The organism is Bradyrhizobium sp. P3_C3, assembly GCF_056402655.1.
The window spans coordinates 59044-77862 of the sequence record NZ_JBFUGY010000032.1 but is presented as its reverse complement, the minus strand read 5'-3'; the positions used below and the strand labels follow the sequence as shown (position 1 = coordinate 77862).

The 18819-nt window shown below is 64.7% G+C and carries 14 protein-coding genes and 2 tRNA genes; 7 read left to right on the top strand and 9 right to left on the bottom strand.

Annotated features, from left to right (window positions below):
• Positions 1-48: 48 nt before the first annotated feature.
• On the bottom strand, positions 49-765 hold the full coding sequence (locus AC1DW2_RS30520; protein WP_071913348.1) for a cation efflux transmembrane domain-containing protein: 717 nt from the start codon (positions 763-765) through the stop codon (positions 49-51).
• A 187-nt stretch (positions 766-952) separates the two neighbouring features.
• Here AC1DW2_RS30520 and AC1DW2_RS30515 point away from each other — a divergent pair, with 187 nt between their 5' ends.
• The 5 genes from AC1DW2_RS30515 to AC1DW2_RS30495 are packed head-to-tail and all read left to right on the top strand — an operon-like array spanning position 953 to position 7810.
• Positions 953-1318 (top strand): hypothetical protein, encoded by a 366-nt coding sequence (locus AC1DW2_RS30515; RefSeq protein ID WP_135216001.1) that lies wholly within the window; start codon positions 953-955, stop codon positions 1316-1318.
• A 55-nt stretch (positions 1319-1373) separates the two neighbouring features.
• Complete coding sequence (ihpA, locus tag AC1DW2_RS30510) at positions 1374-2648, top strand: divalent metal ion exporter subunit IhpA (protein WP_135216000.1); 1275 nt, start codon at positions 1374-1376, stop codon at positions 2646-2648.
• Positions 2645-3622 (top strand): divalent metal ion exporter adaptor subunit IhpB, encoded by a 978-nt coding sequence (ihpB, locus tag AC1DW2_RS30505; RefSeq protein WP_135215999.1) that lies wholly within the window; start codon positions 2645-2647, stop codon positions 3620-3622. Before ihpA ends, ihpB begins: the two co-directional genes overlap by 4 nt.
• Complete coding sequence (locus AC1DW2_RS30500; RefSeq protein WP_135215998.1) at positions 3615-6833, top strand: efflux RND transporter permease subunit; 3219 nt, start codon at positions 3615-3617, stop codon at positions 6831-6833. Before ihpB ends, AC1DW2_RS30500 begins: the two co-directional genes overlap by 8 nt.
• Positions 6834-6835: 2 nt before the next feature.
• Positions 6836-7810 (top strand): cation diffusion facilitator family transporter, encoded by a 975-nt coding sequence (locus AC1DW2_RS30495; RefSeq protein ID WP_439036705.1) that lies wholly within the window; start codon positions 6836-6838, stop codon positions 7808-7810.
• 65 nt (positions 7811-7875) lie between these two features.
• Here the strand turns inward: AC1DW2_RS30495 and AC1DW2_RS30490 are convergent, their stop codons facing one another.
• Positions 7876-8736 (bottom strand): class I SAM-dependent methyltransferase, encoded by an 861-nt coding sequence (locus tag AC1DW2_RS30490; protein ID WP_135215997.1) that lies wholly within the window; start codon positions 8734-8736, stop codon positions 7876-7878.
• 180 nt (positions 8737-8916) lie between these two features.
• Positions 8917-9108 carry a hypothetical protein gene (locus AC1DW2_RS30485; protein ID WP_014494837.1) on the bottom strand — a complete coding sequence of 64 codons (192 nt, stop codon included), beginning with the start codon at positions 9106-9108 and terminating at the stop codon, positions 8917-8919.
• A 433-nt stretch (positions 9109-9541) separates the two neighbouring features.
• Here AC1DW2_RS30485 and AC1DW2_RS30480 point away from each other — a divergent pair.
• Positions 9542-9618 (top strand) — tRNA-Val (locus AC1DW2_RS30480).
• Positions 9619-9710: 92 nt separating this feature from the next.
• On the opposite strand, the gene AC1DW2_RS30475 is transcribed toward AC1DW2_RS30480, so the two are convergent.
• The 6 genes from AC1DW2_RS30475 to AC1DW2_RS30450 all read right to left on the bottom strand — a co-directional run bounded on the left by AC1DW2_RS30475 (position 9711) and on the right by AC1DW2_RS30450 (position 17320).
• Positions 9711-10115, bottom strand: a complete 405-nt coding sequence (locus tag AC1DW2_RS30475) for a GFA family protein (protein WP_135215996.1) — start codon at positions 10113-10115, stop codon at positions 9711-9713.
• Positions 10116-10184: 69 nt separating this feature from the next.
• The gene (lon, locus tag AC1DW2_RS30470; RefSeq protein WP_028149034.1) at positions 10185-12608 is read right to left on the bottom strand and encodes an endopeptidase La; all 2424 of its coding nucleotides are present in this window, start codon (positions 12606-12608) and stop codon (positions 10185-10187) included.
• A gap of 324 nt (positions 12609-12932) precedes the next feature.
• The gene (gene clpX / locus AC1DW2_RS30465) at positions 12933-14204 is read right to left on the bottom strand and encodes an ATP-dependent Clp protease ATP-binding subunit ClpX (RefSeq protein WP_014494834.1); all 1272 of its coding nucleotides are present in this window, start codon (positions 14202-14204) and stop codon (positions 12933-12935) included.
• 461 nt (positions 14205-14665) lie between these two features.
• Positions 14666-15298: an ATP-dependent Clp protease proteolytic subunit gene (locus AC1DW2_RS30460; protein WP_063982958.1), complete on the bottom strand. Its 633-nt coding sequence runs from the start codon at positions 15296-15298 to the stop codon at positions 14666-14668.
• Between the two features lie 401 nt (positions 15299-15699).
• Positions 15700-17061, bottom strand: coding sequence for a trigger factor (gene tig / locus AC1DW2_RS30455; protein WP_063982957.1), 1362 nt, complete (start codon positions 17059-17061; stop codon positions 15700-15702).
• 174 nt (positions 17062-17235) lie between these two features.
• A tRNA-Leu gene (locus AC1DW2_RS30450) sits at positions 17236-17320 on the bottom strand.
• A gap of 154 nt (positions 17321-17474) precedes the next feature.
• Between AC1DW2_RS30450 and AC1DW2_RS30445 the strand changes: the two genes are divergently transcribed.
• Complete coding sequence (locus tag AC1DW2_RS30445) at positions 17475-18815, top strand: multicopper oxidase family protein (protein WP_477007827.1); 1341 nt, start codon at positions 17475-17477, stop codon at positions 18813-18815.
• Positions 18816-18819: the final 4 nt, after the last annotated feature.

Sequence of the window (18819 nt, the reverse complement as noted above, 5' to 3'; positions counted from 1 at the left end):
CCCCGGGCTGGGGCCTTTCCGCGTTTGGATCGCGCGCAAAGGCCACCCTCAGGCAGTCACGGCAGCTTGCCCACCGCGATACTCTGCCCATGCTTGCCGCAAGATTTGCAGCGACGAGGTCAGGAAGATTCCAGCCATTACCGCGGCGACAGCCAGATCGGGCCATGCCGTCGCGGTTCCAAATACACCGATGGCAGCGACCATCACGATGACGTTGCCGATCGCGTCATTGCGCGAGCAGAGCCATACCGACCGCACATTGGCGTCGCCGTCCTTGTAGCGCGCAAGCAAGAGAACCGAGGTCAGGTTCGCTGCCAGCGCGGCCAGGCTCATCGCTCCCATCAGCTCCGCACGCGGGAGCCCCAGGACCAGGGTCTGATAGAGCGTTGACCCGAACACCCAGGCGGCCATGGCACTGAGCGACAACCCCTTGAACAACGCGGCGGTGGCACGCGTCTTGATGCTCGCGCCGATCACCGAAAGGCTCAGGCCGTAGGTGACCGTGTCGGCGAGGAAGTCGAGAGCGTCGGCCTTGAGAGCCTGGGAGCCGGCCAAATGGCCCGCCGCCATTTCACTCACGAACATCGCCGCGTTGATGGCGATGACGGTCCACAGCACGCGCTTGTATCGCGGATCGAGCCCGTCGAAGACCGGAACGCCCGCCGAGCAGCAGTCGGCGCAGCCTGACGCGGCGACTTCCTCCACACGGGCTTTGGCGGCTTCCCCGCAGCACGCATCGTGCGAGCAGCAAGACTCTTCGGGCATTCCGAGCTCCCTCTCGTTGTTTCTATCTTACCATGGGACCGCAACGATGGCGATGAACGGACGTCGCTGCTTGCAATCGCGTGGACACATGCGGGTGCGACGTTCAGTTCCGCACACGTAACATTATTGCGGGTCGACACTGTTCCGGTCGCCATGCTACGAACCCGGACGTAACCAGAGTGACTTCGTGACTGCGATCCGCCGCCCGATCAGATTGTTTCGCCTGCGCAACTGGCGCGGGCTGTTGGCTGCGTGTCTCGCAATCACCTATCTGCTGTCCGGCGCGCTCCATGGCGCGCACGACATCGATGTCACCAGCCCCTCCGGCGGCTCGGAGATCGCCTCGATTGTCGAAGACGGTTCTGCGGGCCATGGCGATCACAAGGCCTTCGGCGGCCATCACTGCCACGGCTGCTTCTCGGTCGCCGTCGCGCAGCCGCTGCAGCCTGGATCCGCCGCCGACATCGTTGCCGCACCGATCCCGCAGCGTGAGCCTGCGCTGCTCGGCATTGCGCCCGACACCGACTCTCCGCCCCCCAAACACCTGACCTGAACTGATCAGCCGGGCGCCTGCGCGCCCACGATACGATTGTTCACAGGTCACCTTCATGTCTTGCAGACGGACTGCCGCGCGCCTGGCGTGCGCGATGGCGATTTTCGTCAGCCCCTGGCTGACGCAGCACGCCCACGCCCAGACGCTGACGATGCGGAGCGCGCTGTCGCGCGCGCTGGCCGCGAGCCCGCGGCTCACCGCGGCAGAGCGCGACGTCGGCATCGCCACGGGGCAGCGCATCCAGGCCGGCGCGCTGCTCAATCCGGAACTGTCCTATGAACAGGACAATTCGTTCGGATCGGGCATCTATCGCGGCACGAGATCGGCCGAGACCACGCTCCAGATCAGCCAGGCCTTCGAGCTGTTCGGCAAGCGTGATGCGCGGATCGCCGCGGGCGCCGCCGGCATCGAGGTGGCCGCGATCCAGCGCAAGGCGGTCAGGCTGGAGGTGTTGTCGGAGACTGCGATCGCCTTCCTCAGCGTGCTCGGCGCGCAGCGGCGCATCCAGATCCTCGACGAGCAGATCGCCGCGATCGACCGGCTGACGCCGCTGCTGCGCCGCCGCGTCGAGGCCGGCGCCTCCTCGCCGGCAGAGACCGGCCGCGCCGAGGTCGCGTCCGCCCTGGTGAAGGCCGACCGCGAACGCTTCAAGGCAACGCTGGCGAGCGCCAGGCGCGAGCTTGCGGTGCTGATGGGGGATCCCGCGGCAAAGTTCGGCGAGGTCTCCGGCCGGCTCGATACCACGGGAAAGACGCCGACGTTCCAGTCGGTCGTGGCCGCCATCGACGCCAATCCGCAGCTGGTGCGCTGGACCGCGGTCTATGCCCAGCGCAACGCCGAGCTGTTGATGGCGCGCTTAAGGCCCTATCCCGACGTGCGGATCGCGGCGGGATGGCGCCATTTCAACGAGACCAATGACGACGCGGTGCGCCTCACCGTCTCGGTGCCGATTCCCGTGTTCGACCAGAACCAGGGCAACATCCTCTCGGCGCAGGAAAGCCTCGCCAAGACCAGGGCCGAGCGCGAGGCCAACCGCAACACGCTGATCGTGGTCGCCGGCCGCGCCTACGACTCGCTCCAGGGCTCGCTGCGCGAGCTCGCGGTGCTGCGCGAGACCGCGATTCCGAAAGCCACAGAAGCCTCGGAGGCGATCGCGCAGGGCTACGGCCAGGGCCGCTTCTCCCTGCTCGAAGTGCTCGACGCCCAGGCGAGCGTCACCCAGGCGCGGCTGCGCGAGCAGGAGGCGCTGCAGAACTTCCATGCCGGCGTTGCGACCATCGAAGGCCTCGTCGGCAATCCCTTTGCGCTGGCCCGGGAGAGCGCGCGATGAAAACATCCTCCACCATCGTCATTGCCATCCTTGCCGCAGCACTCGGCGCTTACGGCTATTCCCTGCTCGCCCCTGCCGGGGTCACGCACACCGAGCATGCCGCGGACAAGAAGCCGGAGAAGCCGAACGACCATGTCGAGCAGGACGAGCACGGCGCCGACCGCATCCGCATCTCCGACGTCAAGCTGGCGGCCGCCGGTGTCACGCTGGCGGAGGCCGGGAGTGCGACGCTGACCGATACGCTGTCCTTCAACGGCATCTTGCGCGCCAACCAGGAAGCCGTCGTGCAGGTGACGCCGCGCTTTCCGGGGATCGCCAAATCGATCCAGAAGCGCATCGGCGACAGGGTCGGCAAGGACGATCTGCTCGCCGCGATCGAGAGCAACCAGAGCCTCACCGTCTACGAGCTGAAGGCGCCGATCGCCGGCACCATCATCGAGCGGCAGATCTCGCTCGGCGAATACGCCTCCGAGCAGAAGCCGGCCTTTGTGGTCGCCGACCTCTCGACGATCTGGGTCGACCTGTCGATCTACCGGCAGGACCTCCGGCGCGTTCGTCTCAATGACGAGGTGCTGATCGATCCCGACGACGGCCGCGGCGAGATCAAGGGCACGATCTCCTACATGGCGCCGATCGGCAGCAGCGAGACCCAGACCGCGCTCGCCCGCGTGGTGCTCGCAAATCCAGACGGGCGCCTGCGTCCCGGCCTGTTCGTCACGGCGCGGCTGATCCTCGCCGCGCGCAACGTCGCGGTCGCCGTACGCCGAAGCGCGATCCAGACGCTGGAGAACAGAACCATCGTGTTCGTCCGCGAGGACGGCGACAAGATCGAGGCGCGTCCCGTGGAACTCGGAGATTCCGATCCGCGCCATGTCGAGATCAAGGCGGGTCTTTCGGCCGGCGAGCACTACGTCGCGGAGAACAGTTTTGTCGTGAAGGCGGAGATGGGCAAGGGCGAGGCGGAACATGATTGAGCGTCTCATCGCCGTCTCGCTTCAGCAGCGCTGGCTGGTCCTCCTGCTCGCGCTCGGCGCCGTCGCTTTCGGAGCGTGGAATTTCCAGCGCCTGCCGATCGACGCCGTCCCCGATATCACCAACGTCCAGGTCCAGATCAACACCCGCGCGCCCGGCTACTCGCCACTCGAAACCGAGCAGCGCATCACCTTCCCCGTCGAGACCGCGATGGGCGGCCTGCCGAAGCTCGATTACACCCGCTCGCTGTCGCGCTACGGCCTGAGCCAGGTGACGGTCGTGTTCAAGGACGGCACCGACATCTATTTTGCCCGCCAACTCGTGGGCGAGCGCATCCAGCAGGTGAAGGACCAGCTTCCGGCGGGCGTCGAGGTCGCGATGGGCCCGGTCTCGACCGGCTTGGGCGAAATCTTCATGTACACCGTCGAGGCAAAAGCGGGCGCGAAGACGCAAGGCGGTCACGACTATTCGCTGACCGATCTGCGCACCGTGCAGGACTGGATCATCCGGCCGCAGCTTCGCAACGTGCCGGGGGTGATCGAGGTCAACACCATCGGCGGCTTCGAGCGGCAGTTCCACGTGCTGCCGGACCCCGGCAAGCTGATGGCCTACCGGCTCGGCTTTCGCGACGTCATGACGGCGCTCGCCGCCAACAACGCCAATGTCGGCGCCGGCTATATCGAACGCAACGGCGAGCAGTATCTCGTGCGCTCCCCGGGCCAGGTCGGCAACATCAGCGAGATCCAGGACATCGTGATCGGCTCGCGGGGCGGCAATCCCGTCAGGATCAGGGATGTCGCCACCGTCAAGGAAGGCCGAGACCTCCGCACGGGAGCGGCGACGCGCGACGGCGAGGAAACCGTGCTCGGCACCGCCATGCTGCTGATCGGCGAGAACAGCCGCAGCGTGGCGCGCCGCGTCGCAGCCCGTCTCGACGAGATCGCCAAATCGCTGCCCGACGGCGTCGTGACCCGGACCGTCTACGACCGCACCCATCTGGTCGAGGCCACCATCCGCACGGTCGAAAACAACCTCCTGGAAGGTGCGGCCCTGGTCGTGGCCGTGCTGTTTCTGATCCTCGGAAACATCCGCGCCGCGCTCGTGGTGGCCTGCGTCATTCCGCTCTCCATGGCCATGACGATCACCGGCATGGTCGAAACAAAAGTCAGCGCGAACCTGATGAGCCTGGGTGCGATCGATTTCGGCATCATCGTCGACGGCGCCGTGATCATCGTCGAGAACTGCCTGCGCATGCTGGCCGAGGCGCAACGCCAGAAAGGCGGCCTGCTCTCCACTCCCGAACGGCTGCGCGCGATCCTGCGCGGGTCGCGCGAGGTCATCAAGCCGAGCTTGTTCGGAACGCTGATCATTGCCGTTGTCTACCTGCCCGTGCTGACGCTGACCGGCGTCGAGGGCAAGATGTTCACGCCGATGGCGCTGACCGTGCTGATGGCACTCGGCGCCGCGGTGCTGTTCTCCATCACCTTCGTGCCGGCGGCGGTTGCCATCTTCGTCACCGGCAAGGTGTCCGAACACGAAAACCTGTTCATGCGGGTGGCGAAGCGCATTTATCTCCCCCTGCTCCGCCTCGCGATCGACAATCGGGTCGCGGTCACCGTCATGGCCGCCATCATCGTGGTCGCAAGCGGCATTGCCGCCGCACGCATGGGCGGCGAGTTCATCCCGAGCCTGGACGAAGGCGACGTCGCGCTGGCCTCGATCCGGATTCCCGGCACCAGCCTCACGCAGTCGCTGGATCTGCAAAAGGCGCTGGAAAAGCGCATCAAGGAGATTCCCGAGGTGAAGGAATTCTTCACCCGCATCGGCACCGCCGAAATCGCGACCGACCCGATGTCGCCGGCGCAGACAGACGGCTACATCATGCTGAAGCCGCGCGCGGAATGGCCAGATCCGGACAAGCCGAAATCGGAGGTGATCGAGGCTATCGACCACGCTGCCGACGACATTCCCGGCAGCGCCTATGAAATCTCCCAGCCGATCCAGTTCCGTGTCAACGAGCTGATCTCCGGCGTGCGTAGCGACGTCGGCATCAAGGTCTTCGGCGACGACCTCGACATCCTCCAGGGCGCGGCAAAGCAGGTCGAGGCCGCAATCCGCAGCATCCGCGGCGCCAGCGACGTCAAGATCGAGCAGGTCTCGGGCCTGCCGATCCTCACCGTCCGGCTCGACCGCCAGGCGCTCGCCCGATACGGGCTCAGCATCGGTGAGGTGCAGGGCATCGTCGAGATCGCGGTCGGTGGCAAATCGGCAGGCAAGCTGTTCGAGGGCGACCGCCGTTTCGATATCGTCGTGCGCCTGCCGGAACATCTGCGCGGCAATCTCGACGCGATCCGGGCCATCCCGATCCCGCTGCCGCCGAGCGAGGAAGCAGCAAGCGGCACCGCCGTTCGAACAGCGCTGACCGCCTCTCCCCTTGCCCAGATGCGCTATGTTCCGCTGTCGTCGGTCGCAACTGTCGATGCGACGCCCGGTCCGAACCAGATCAGCCGCGAGAACGGCAAGCGGCGCATCGTCGTCACCGCCAATGTCCGCGCGCGCGACCTCGGCTCCTTCGTGAGCGAGGCGGAAGCCGCCGTCGCCGAGAAGGTCAAGCTGCCGCCGGGCTATTGGATCGGCTGGGGCGGCCAGTTCGAGCAGCTGGTCTCGGCGACCAAGCGGCTGATGATCGTGGTACCGGTGGCGCTGCTGCTGGTGTTCCTGCTGCTGTTTATGGGCATGGGATCGGCGGCGGATGCGGCTCTGGTGTTCTCCGGCGTGCCGCTGGCGTTGACGGGCGGCGTCGCGGCGCTTCTGCTGCGCGACATCCCGCTGTCGATCAGCGCCGGTGTCGGCTTCATCGCATTGTCGGGCGTGGCCGTTCTCAACGGCCTCGTCATCATCGCCTTCATCGAGCGGCTGCGCAGCGAGGGGCGCCCCGTGGCCGACGCGGTACGCGAAGGTGCGCTGACGCGGCTGCGCCCAGTGCTGATGACCGCGCTGGTCGCCTCCCTCGGCTTCGTGCCGATGGCGCTCGCCACCGGCGCCGGCGCCGAGGTGCAGCGTCCGCTGGCGACCGTGGTGATCGGCGGCATCATCTCCTCGACCGTGCTGACGTTGCTGGTGCTGCCGGCGCTCTATGCGCTGTTCCGGCGTGACGCGGCTGCCGAAACGCCTACAATGGCGCCTGATTTGGCGGCGTCCGGGGAGCGCTAGATTTGGGCAGCCACGACCATCACGGTCATCACCACCATGATCATGCCGGCCACGCGCATGACCACGGACATAACCATGGTCCTGGCCACGCGCATGTCCATGCGCCCGCCGATTTCGGCACGGCATTCGCGATCGGCATTTCGCTCAACACCGCGCTGGTCGTGGCCGAGGCGATCTACGGCTATATCGGCAACTCCACCGCCCTGCTCGCCGACGCCGGCCACAATCTCAGCGACGTGCTCGGCCTGGTCGTGGCCTGGTGCGCATCGATCGCGGCACGGCGCGCGCCGAGCGGCCGCTTCACCTACGGCTTTCGCGCCTCCACCATCCTGGCGGCGCTCGCGAACGCGGTGTTCCTGCTGGTCGCGACCGGCGCGATCGGCTGGGAAGCGATCTTGCGGCTGCGCGAGCCGGAGCCGGTCGCGGGCGTCACCGTGATGGTGGTCGCCGGCATCGGCATCCTCATCAACGGTTTTACCGCCATGCTGTTCGCGCGCGGACGCAAGGACGACATCAACATCGAAGGCGCCTATCTGCACATGGCGGCCGACGCCGCGGTCTCGCTCGGCGTCGTGGTCTCGGCGGCGCTGATCATCTGGACCGGCTGGCTCTGGCTCGATCCCGTCACCAGCCTCGTCATCTGCGCCACCATCCTGTGGAGCACCACCAGCCTGCTGCGCGGCTCCATCGACATGTCGATGGCTGCGGCGCCCAGGGGCACCGACATCGCCGCGATCAAGATCTTTCTGCTGGAGCGGCCCGGCGTCTCGGGAATCCACGACCTCCACGTCTGGCCGATCTCGACCACCGAGACGGCACTGACCTGCCATCTCGTCATGCCCACCGGAGCCGGCGATGCATTCCTGATGGAGACGGCGCAGATGCTGAGGGCGTCCTTCCGCATCGGCCACACCACGCTCCAGATCGAGACGCATCCCGACAATGGCTGCGCGCTCGCGCCGGATGATGTGGTGTAATGGGCACAACGCCTCCACATCGTCGCTTCGCTCCTCGCAATGACGACGTCGAGAGAGAGCGGCGCCTACGCCGCCTTCGCCGTCACGATCCAGATTGCGCCCTGGAGCGCCACGCTCTGTCCTTTGAGGAACGGCGCGAGCATCTCGCGGATCGAGGCTTTTGCGGCGGCATAGGTCTCCGGCGGATGGCCCTGGAGCGCGCGGCTGGCCGGGCCGATCTGGAGCGCGCCGTCCACGGCGGCATCGAGCCCGCCGCCGATGGCGACATCCATCGCGAGATTGTGCGGCTCCATCGCCACGTCCACGAAGCCCGCGCCTTTCAGGATGCGCATCACGCGCTCCTCCGAGGCGAAGGCGAACGGGCCCGGCTCTTCCGGCCCGACCGGCGGCATCTTCGGGACATGTTTGTAGACCGCCATCAGCGGCGCCATCATCCACGGATTTTCCTTTGGCTCGCGCCAGCAGGCGAAGGCGAGCCGTCCGGTCGGCTTCAGCGCGCGGCGGAGGTTGGTGAAGGACGCAATGGGATCGGCGAAGAACATCACGCCGAAGCGCGATGCCAACAGGTCAAAGCTCGCCGGCTCGAACGGATGGACCGTCGCATCCGCCAGCACGAAATCGAGCGGCAGGCCTTTTGGCGCAAACGCGCGCGCCTGCGCCAGCATCGGGTCGGAGACGTCGAGGCCGAGCGCGAAGCCATCGGGCGCGACAGCCTTCGCGAACGCGAACGTCGTCGCGCCGGAGCCGCAGCCGACATCGAGAACGCGCTCGCCCGGCTTCGGCTTGGCGCGATCGATCAGCACGGCGGCGATGGGGCCGAGCAAGCTTTCCTGGGCCGCGTGCCGATCGGCCCAGCGCTGCCCGCTCGGACCGTTCCAATAGGCGATCTGGTCGGCATTCTCTGCGTGTCCGCTTGGCTGTTCCATGGATCCCCTCCGGCAGCTTGGTCGAAAGACCCCGATGCCGAAAAGCAAGGACGCCGTCGACTGAGGCGGCCTGTTCGGTCAACCTGTCAGCGAGACGTTCTTGCGTTCACGCCGCACGACACGGCGTCAGAGGTTGACGGACCGCCGAGGTCTTCAACTGCCGACCTGCGCTACGCCGGATCATTCGGCCGCGAGCGAAACTCCGGTTCGCTTGGCGAGGACGCGGCGAAAGTCGGCTGCCAGCTCGTCGTAATAGTTGGCAAGCTCCTCGTAGAAGGCCCGACCGGCCTCATCAGGAGCTTCTTGAGCCGCTTTCATGCAGTGGGCGGCTTTCGACTCGTACCTTTCCAGCTTGATGCGAAGATCACTCATCACGGCGATACTCCACGCTGCCACAGGGAGCCGTCACGTTGGTTCGGATGGCGATCAAAAAGATGACCGAAAAAGGGCAATTTTGGACCCTTGGAGGGCGGCTCGTGGGCGTCCGATGCCAGGCGCAACGAGGCAGGACAGCCGCCTGCGGCCAAATCGGCGCGCCGTCAGCCGGAACTACCAAATTGGAATGATCGAGCCGCGGCGGCTCATGCGTCGCGCTTCGCTCAAACACGCTCGGCAACAATGTCGGTAGATGAGGTCCAGCAGAGCACACATTGGCCACCCCTCCATCGTGAATTGCGGGGGACATTGGCCGACTCGCGGGCGGACGCCTGTGACAATCATCACAAAGGCGGTCTTGCTCGAGCCCTGTTTGCGATGCGTTCGGGCCTTGCTCGAACACCCGCGGGAGGGCTAAAGAGGCGCCTTGGGGCGGTTAGCTCAGCTGGTTAGAGCATCTCGTTTACACCGAGAGGGTCCGCGGTTCGAATCCGTGACCGCCCACCAGCCCGCGCTCGCGCAGCGACGCAGGCTGCCACGCCGAATCCCAACGGGCGAAGGCGGGCTTTTTGCGGCGAGCTTCGGCTTGGCAAGCCAGCCTAATCCCCCGGCCTCCCCGGCAGCAACGGCACCGCGTCGATCCACACCGCCGCCGACTGGCACCAGATCTGCCTGACGGGCCGCAATTTGTCGCGCTGCCGGATTGAGCCCCAGCGGATACCCCAATCGTCAGCCTGGTCGCCCTCGCCGCTGGTGAACAGCGGGGAACCGCAGTCGGCGCAGAAGTGCTGGAAGCGCATCCGGCCGTTGTCGCCGCGCTTGCCGTAGACTTTTGGCGTGCCGCTGGTCAGCATGACGTCGGCGTTGCTACAGATCGCGGTCACCCGGAACGGCGATCCCGTCAGGGTCTGACAATCCCGGCAATGGCAGACCGACACCGTCTCGGGATCGATCTCGGCCTCGAAGGTGATCTGCCCGCAATGGCACTGCCCGTCGATCTGCATCGCCCTGATCCCTGCCCCCAAAACAAAAACGGCGCCCGAAGGCGCCGTTTTATCATCTTTCGCTGAACCTTAGTGAGCGGTCAGTCCGCCGGCGGCCTCGTCCCCGTCCGGCTTCACCGTCACCTTGGTGTCCTCTTCCCAGACGATCGGCACCGGCTTCTTCACCAAGGCCTTGGCGACGACGTCGTCCAGACGTGACACCGGGATGATCTCCATGCCGCCCTTGATCGCATCGGAAATCTCCGTGAGATCCTTGGCGTTATCCTCGGGGATCAGCACCGTCTTGATGCCGCCGCGGGCAGCGGCCAGCAGCTTCTCCTTCAGGCCGCCGATCGGCAACACACGGCCGCGCAGCGTGATCTCGCCGGTCATCGCGACATCGTGGCGGACCGGAATGCCGGTCATGACCGAGATGATCGCGGTGGCCATCGCCACGCCCGCCGACGGACCGTCCTTCGGCGTCGCGCCTTCCGGCACGTGCACGTGGATGTCGCGCCGGTCGAACAGCGGCGGCTCGATGCCGTAGACGATCGCACGCGAGCGCACGTAGGACGCCGCCGCCGAGATCGATTCCTTCATCACGTCGCGCAGATTGCCCGTGACCGTCATCTTGCCCTTGCCGGGCATCATGACGCCTTCGATGGTCAACAGCTCGCCGCCGACATCGGTCCAGGCAAGGCCCGTGACGATACCGACCTGCGGCTCGCTCTCGATCTCGCCGAAGCGGTACTTCGGCACGCCGAGCAACTCTTCCAGAGTCTTCTCGGTGACCTTGACCGACTTCTTCTTGGAGATCATCAGCTCCTTCACCGCCTTGCGGGCGAGTGTGGAGAGCTCACGCTCCAGATTACGCACGCCCGCTTCGCGGGTGTAGCGGCGGATCAACAGCAGCAGCGCGTCGTCGTCGATCGAGAACTCCTTGGAGTCCAGGCCGTGCTTGGACACCGCGTTCGGGATCAGATGCTTGCGTGCGATCTCGACCTTCTCGTTCTCGGTGTAGCCCGCGATCCGGATGATCTCCATGCGGTCCATCAGCGGCCCCGGAATATTGAGCGTATTCGCGGTCGTGATGAACATCACGTTGGACAGATCGTAGTCGACCTCGAGGTAGTGGTCGTTGAAGGTCCCGTTCTGCTCGGGGTCCAGGACCTCGAGCAGCGCCGAAGACGGATCGCCGCGGAAATCGGCGCCCATCTTGTCGATCTCGTCCAGCAGGAACAGCGGATTGGACGACTTCGCCTTCCGCATCGACTGGATGATCTTGCCGGGCATCGAGCCGATATAGGTGCGGCGGTGACCGCGGATCTCGGCCTCATCGCGCACGCCGCCGAGCGAGACGCGCACGAACTCACGTCCGGTCGCCTTCGCGATCGACTTGCCGAGCGAGGTCTTGCCGACGCCGGGCGGTCCGACGAGGCAGAGGATCGGGCCCGTCAGCTTGTTGGCGCGCGACTGCACCGCGAGATACTCGACGATACGGTCCTTGACCTTCTCCAGCCCGTAGTGATCGGCATCCAGAACCGCCTGCGCCGATTCCAGATCCTTCTTCACCTTGGACTTCTTGTTCCACGGGATCGACAGCAGCCAATCCAGATAGTTGCGCACGACGGTCGCTTCCGCGGACATCGGCGACATCTGGCGCAGCTTCTTCAATTCATGCTGCGCCTTCTCGCGCGCTTCCTTGGAGAGCTTGGTCTTGGAGATCTTCTCTTCGAGATCGGCGAGTTCGTCGCGACCGTCGTCGTCGCCGAGCTCCTTCTGGATCGCCTTCATCTGCTCGTTGAGATAATACTCGCGCTGGGTCTTCTCCATCTGGCGCTTGACGCGCGAGCGGATGCGCTTCTCGACCTGCAGCACCGAGATCTCGCTCTCCATCAGGCCCAGCACCTTCTCGAGGCGCGTGGTGACCGACAGCGTCTCCAGGATTTGCTGGCGATCCGCAATCTTGACGGCGAGATGCGAGGCAACGGTGTCGGCGAGCTTGGCGAAATCGGTGATCGCCTGCACGACCCCGACGACCTCGGCCGAGATCTTCTTGTTGAGCTTCACATAGCTCTCGAAATCGGACACGACCGAGCGCGACAGTGCCTCCGCCTCGACCGACTTCGCATCGGTGTCGGCGAGCGCAATCGCGGTCGCTTCGTAGTACTCGCTGCGATCGGTGTATTTCTGCACGCGCGCACGCTCGAGCCCTTCGACCAGCACCTTCACGGTGCCGTCGGGAAGCTTCAAGAGCTGAAGCACGCTGGCGAGCGTACCGGTCTCGTAAATGGCATCGGGCGCCGGATCATCGTCGGACGCGTTCTTCTGCGTCGCGAGCATGATCAGCGCGTCGTTCTTCATCACCTCTTCGAGCGCGCGGATCGACTTCTCGCGACCGACGAAGAGCGGAACGATCATGTGCGGGAAGACGACGATGTCGCGCAGCGGCAGCACGGGATAGGCGTGCGTTTCGCCATGGACGATGGTTGGCCGGGGTTTTGGATTAGTCATGGCCTTTTCCTTTTGCTTTACCCCCTTGCACGCAGCCCGCCATGCTCATGCGCAACCGCCACAAGGTGCCGAGGTGATCCACAAAACCGGCCTACCATTCTAAGGTTGGACCGGGCTTGCCGGATCGGAACTGAGGCGAATCTTGAAGAGAATTTTCGCTCGCCGTCGACATTAGGTGGCTATCGACCGGGGGGGTGTCAAGTCATTGAAAGACGCGCGCCATCAGGCGCTTACGCACGCGTATAAGCGACGCAACATCGGCTGCGGAGAACCATTCCGCAGCCGCTACTATCAAAGACGATTGGAGCGTTCCAGCGCCGCAAATCAGGCGCTGGCGTTCTCGACGGCGCGATCGGACCGATCGGCGTAGATGTAGAGCGGACGGGCCGTACCTTCCACGACTTCGCGCGAAATCACGACTTCTTCCACACCTTCCAGGCCCGGCAGGTCGAACATGGTCTCGAGCAGGATCGCCTCGAGGATCGAACGCAGACCACGCGCGCCGGTCTTGCGCTCGATCGCCTTGCGGGCGACCGCGCCAAGCGCCTCGTCGGCGAAGGTCAGCTCGATGTTCTCCATCTCGAACAGCCGCTGGTACTGTTTCACCAGCGCGTTCTTCGGCTCGGTGAGGATCTTCTTCAGCGAAGTCTCGTCCAGATCCTCGAGCGTCGCCACGACCGGCAGACGGCCGACGAATTCGGGGATGAGACCGTACTTCAGGAGGTCCTCAGGCTCGACGTGGCGGAAGATCTCGCCGGTACGGCGATCCTCCGGCGCGAGCACCTGGGCGGCGAAGCCGATCGAGGTCGACCGCCCGCGCGCCGAGATGATCTTCTCGAGGCCGGCGAACGCACCGCCGCAGATGAACAGGATGTTGGTGGTATCCACCTGCAGGAACTCCTGCTGCGGATGCTTGCGGCCGCCCTGCGGCGGGACCGAAGCCACCGTGCCTTCCATGATCTTCAGCAGCGCCTGCTGCACGCCCTCACCCGACACGTCGCGCGTGATCGAGGGATTGTCGGACTTGCGGCTGATCTTGTCGATTTCGTCGATGTAGACGATGCCGCGCTGGGCGCGCTCGACATTGTAGTCGGCGGCCTGGAGCAGCTTCAGGATGATGTTCTCGACGTCCTCGCCGACATAGCCGGCTTCGGTCAGCGTCGTGGCATCGGCCATCGTGAACGGCACGTCCAGGATGCGGGCGAGCGTCTGCGCGAGCAGCGTCTTGCCCGAACCGGTCGGACCGATCAGCAGGATGTTCGACTTCGCGAGCTCAACGTCGTTGTGCTTGGTCTGGTGGTTGAGGCGCTTGTAGTGATTGTGCACCGCGACCGACAGGACCTTCTTCGCATGGCTCTGGCCGATGACGTAATCGTCCAGGACCTTGCAGATTTCCTTCGGCGTCGGAATGCCGTCGCGCGACTTCACGAGCGAGGATTTGTTTTCCTCGCGGATGATGTCCATGCAGAGCTCAACGCACTCGTCGCAGATGAAGACCGTGGGACCCGCGATCAGTTTGCGGACTTCGTGCTGGCTCTTGCCGCAGAACGAGCAATACAGTGTGTTCTTGGAGTCGCTCGTGCCGACCTTACTCATTCATGTCTCCGTCCGCGGTTCGATCCCGCTCCGCTCGATCGCTCCATTCCGGCACGCATGCCGTATGAAGTTCAAATAGAGCAAATTCCGTACCAAAAAAGACCCTACGCGTTAGATCCCGTGCGAATCACGGTCACTCGATTCTCCGCGATCATAGCCGATCAATCGTAGCCAACCATGCTGTCACCCGACTATCAAGAATTCGCTAATCGAGGGGGCGCTGGCTACCCGTGACAATACCGTGATTTCACGTCTTGGCACGGACGAAGTGATCGAAATCGCCCCGGAGTTGCTGGATTGCCACGAAAAACAAGCACGAAAGCGGAACTTTCTGCCTGTCGCGGGGCGCAAGACTGTTTTTTGCGCCGCCGCGTAGTGCGCCGTTAACGTGAACGTCGCCCTGACGATCCCGAGAAATCCCCATAGGTATTCCAGGGATCGATGTTGCAGCCCCGTTCGCGTTACTGCGGTTTCGCCGCCGGCTCTTCGGCGCGCTTGTCGATGACCCTGTCGACCAGGCCGAACTCCTTGGCGTCGTTCGCGGTGAGGAACTTGTCGCGTTCCAGCGCGTCCTCGATCGTCTTGTAGGTCTGACCGGTGTGCTTCACGTAGATCTCGTTGAGCCGCTTCTTCAGGTTCAGGATTTCCTGCGCGTGCAGCATGATGTCGGTGGCCTGGCCCTGGAAGCCACCGGAGGGCTGATGCACCATGATGCGCGCGTTCGGCAGCGAGAAGCGCATGTCCTTCTCGCCGGCGCAGAGCAGCAGCGAGCCCATCGAGGCGGCCTGGCCCGTGCACAGCGTCGAGACCGGCGGGCGGATGAACTGCATGGTGTCGTAGATCGCAAGGCCCGACGTCACCACGCCGCCCGGCGAGTTGATGTACATCGAGATTTCCTTCTTCGGATTTTCCGCTTCAAGGAACAGGAGCTGCGCGACCACCAGCGTCGACATGCCGTCCTCGACCGGCCCGGTCAGGAAAATGATGCGCTCCTTCAACAGGCGCGAGAAGATGTCGTAGGCGCGCTCGCCACGGTTGGTCTGCTCGACCACCATGGGCACGAGGTTCATGTAGGTTTCAACCGGATCGCGCATGAGTCACCTAGGGTTTTAGGAGGCGGACATTGCCAGTCTTGGCTGCCAGTTTGGCTGGATTTGCCGGAAGGCCGATGGACGCCAGTGATGCAGGAAGTGGGTAGAGGTAGAACGCTTGGTATAAGACTTGGGTACAGGGCGTACCGACAGATATAGCCCAATTCGCGCCAGACAAGTGCGGAGCGAATTAAGGCTTAATCCACGGGGCACTTGAAGCTGATTCTCGCAAACAGGCCCAGCCAGCCAGTTGGCTAGCCGGGCCCCTTTGCTGATCATCCTTAATGGAAGGCTTTCCTAGAGCCCCGGTCCGATTGAATCGGAACGGGGCTCTAGATTCTAAGTTTGACGCGTTTTCTTTACGCGAACCGGTATCCACTTCGCTCGAAAACGCTCTAGAGCCTTCAGGCTGCGGTCTTTTCCGCGTCCTCGTCCTTGTAGAGGTCCTCGCGCGAGACCTTCTTCTCGGTCACGTTGGCGAGCTCGAGGATGAAGTCGACGACCTTGTCCTCGTAAATCGGTGCACGAAGCTGGGCCAGCGCCTGGGCGTTGCTGCGGTAATAGTCCCAGACTTCCTTCTCGCGGCCCGGCATCGAGCGAGCGCGCTCGATCACGGCGCGGCCGACCTCGTCGTCGGTCACGGTGATCTTGTTCTTCTCGCCGATCTCGGACAGCACGAGGCCGAGCCGAACGCGGCGGTCGGCGATCTTGCGGTACTCGTCCTTGGCCTTGTCTTCGGTGGTATCCTCGTCCGCGAAGGTCTTGCCGGCCGAATCCATCTCGGCCTTGACCGAGTTCCACATCAGATTGAACTCCTCGTCGACGAGCGACGGCGGCGCTTCGAAGCGATGCGCCTCGTCGAGGCGGTCGAGCAGCGCACGCTTGACGCGCTGGCGCGTCGCGCCGGCGAACTCGGCAGCCAGACGCTCGCGCGCGGCTTCCTTCAGCTTGTCCAGCGATTCGAGGCCCAGCGTCTTGGCGAACTCGTCATCGATCGCGACGTCCTGCGGCGCCTCGATCGAGGTCGCGGTGGTCTCGAACTCGGCCGGCTGGCCGGCGAGCTTGTCGTTCATGTAGTTCTTGGGGAACGACACTTTCAGCGTGCGCGTCTCGCCCGCGCCGATGCCGGTGAGCTGCTCCTCGAAGCCGGGGATGAAGGTATTGGAACCGATCGCTACCTGGATGCCCTCGCCGGTGCCGCCCTCGAAGACTTCGCCGTTGATGGTGCCCTTGAAGTTGATGGTGACGCGGTCGCCCGACTCGGCCTTGGCGCCCTCGGCCTTGGCCGCATAGCCGCGGTTGCTGTCGGCGATGCGCTTGATGGCTTCGTCGACATCGGTGTCGGACACGTCAGCGACGGGCTTCTCGACCTGGAAGCTCTTGAAGTCGGCGAGCGCGATCGCGGGCACCACTTCGATCGCGACCGTGTAGGTCAGATCGGTCTTGCCGTTGAGCAGTTCCTCGACCTCGGCCTGCTCGCTCGGCATGGTGATCTTCGGCTCGGTCGCAAGCTTGAAGCCACGGTCGGAGAACAGCTGCGTGTTGGTGTCGCGGATGGTCTGGTCGATGGTCTCGGCCATCACCGAGCGGCCATAGACCTTCTTCAGGTGAGCGACCGGCACCTTGCCGGGGCGGAAGCCGTTGATGCGGACCTTGTCCTTGAGATCGACGAGTTTGGCACCAGCCTTGGCGTCGAGATCAGACGCGGGAACGCTGATCTTGAACTCGTGCTTCAAACCTTCCGAGAGGGTTTCTGTGACCTGCATGGCGTCCAATCTTCTTCTCGCTCGGCCCCGGCACGCATGCGTCGGGACGCTGTCATTAATCGAACCGGCGCGAGGCAAGACGCCTCAACGCCGGTGGTTCATCGGACCACTTCCGCCGGAAACACTCCGTGAGGAAGCAGCCCTTCGGTAATCCGTGCAAACGCTGAAAGCGCTTGGTGCGGGCGGAGGGACTCGAACCCCCACAACTTTCGTCACTGGAACCTAAATCCAGCGCGTCTACCAGTTCCGCCACGCCCGCGTGAATTTGCATCAAGACCGGCCGCGATGCCGCGGGCGGCCGGGCTTATAGCATGTGCCTGACTGTTCGCAGCAAAAAAATGGCCCGATAGAGTCAGGCTTTAAGTAGGCGCGACGGCTGGACTTATCCAGCGCTTCATGGTCCGCATCAAGCCATGAAAACGCGGATCTCTGACCCGACCCGGCGTGAGGTTTTGGCCGGACTTGGAGCTGGACTTGGAGCCGGACTTGGAGCCGGACTTGGAGCCTCCGCGGCCGGGCTGATCGCCGGCGGCGCAACCCCCGCTGTCACCGCCCAGCTCGCCCTGCAGGCAAGGCCGGCAACCCTGGCGCTCAGGCCGGGTCAGCCGGCGACACCGATCTGGGAGCTGGCCGCCGTAAGCCATATCGGGAACGTCCGTCTCAAGCGAGGCGACCGCTGCGAGGTGGTCTTCCGGAACGACCTGCCTGTCCCGCTTGCGCCAGTCTGGTACGGCCTGAATGGCCCGGCCGGGGCCGACCCGTTGCGAGGGCGTACGCCGACTGCGCCGAATGTGACTGAAACCTCAATTGTTTCAATACCAAACGCAGGAACTCTGGCAGCCGACTTCCGTCTCTTCGAAGACGGTCTGAAGCTGCCCGCGCGCCCGCTTCCGATCATCGCCGGCGAGACAAATCGCGTCCCTGTCGACCGCGACGAGGTCCTGTTGATCGAGGAATGGCGCCTGCGGCCGGATGGGACCGCGCTTCCGCCCGGCCGCGTTCCCGAGGACACGACACCGCTCTTCACGCTCAATGGGCGGACTTCATTCGAACTCTCAGCGGCGGCCGGCGAGCGGCTGCGGCTGCGCTTTATCAACGGCTCGCAACGTTCTGTTCTGGCGATCAAATTGGAAGGCCACGAGGTCCAGGTGATGGCCCTCGACGGACAGCCGGCCGAGCCATTCCCGGCGCGCAACGGCGCCCTGGTGCTCGCCCCCGGCACACGCGCCGACGCCTTCGTGGACGCGGCCACATCGGCCCCATTCCTGTTGCATGACGGCAAGGAGGCGCGCCAGGTCGGGAGCCTCACGATATCAGGCAAGCTCGAGCGGCGCGCGCCGCTGCTGCCACCACAGCCGCTCCCCCTGAACGACCTCCCCGAGAAGCTCGACCTCAAAGGCGCCCTGCGGTTCGATGTCGCGCTCGGCGCGCCCGACGCCGGCTGGGCACGGCCTGCAAGCTTCTCCGTCTCCTCCAATCCGGCCTTCCGCGCCAGGACCGGCCGCACCGTCGTGCTGGCCCTCAAGAACCCCGGACCGGCCACGATCGTGTTTCACCTGCACGGCCATCATTTTCGCCTGCTCGACAAGCTCGACGACGGCTGGAAGCCCTACTGGCTCGACACGCTCGCAATCGAGCCCGGCCAAACCCAGCGCATCGCATTCGCGGCGACCTCACCCGGACCCTGGCTGATCGAATCCGTCGTGACCGACTGGGCCGCGCCGCGGCTGGTGCGCTGGTACGGGGTGGAGTGAGCGA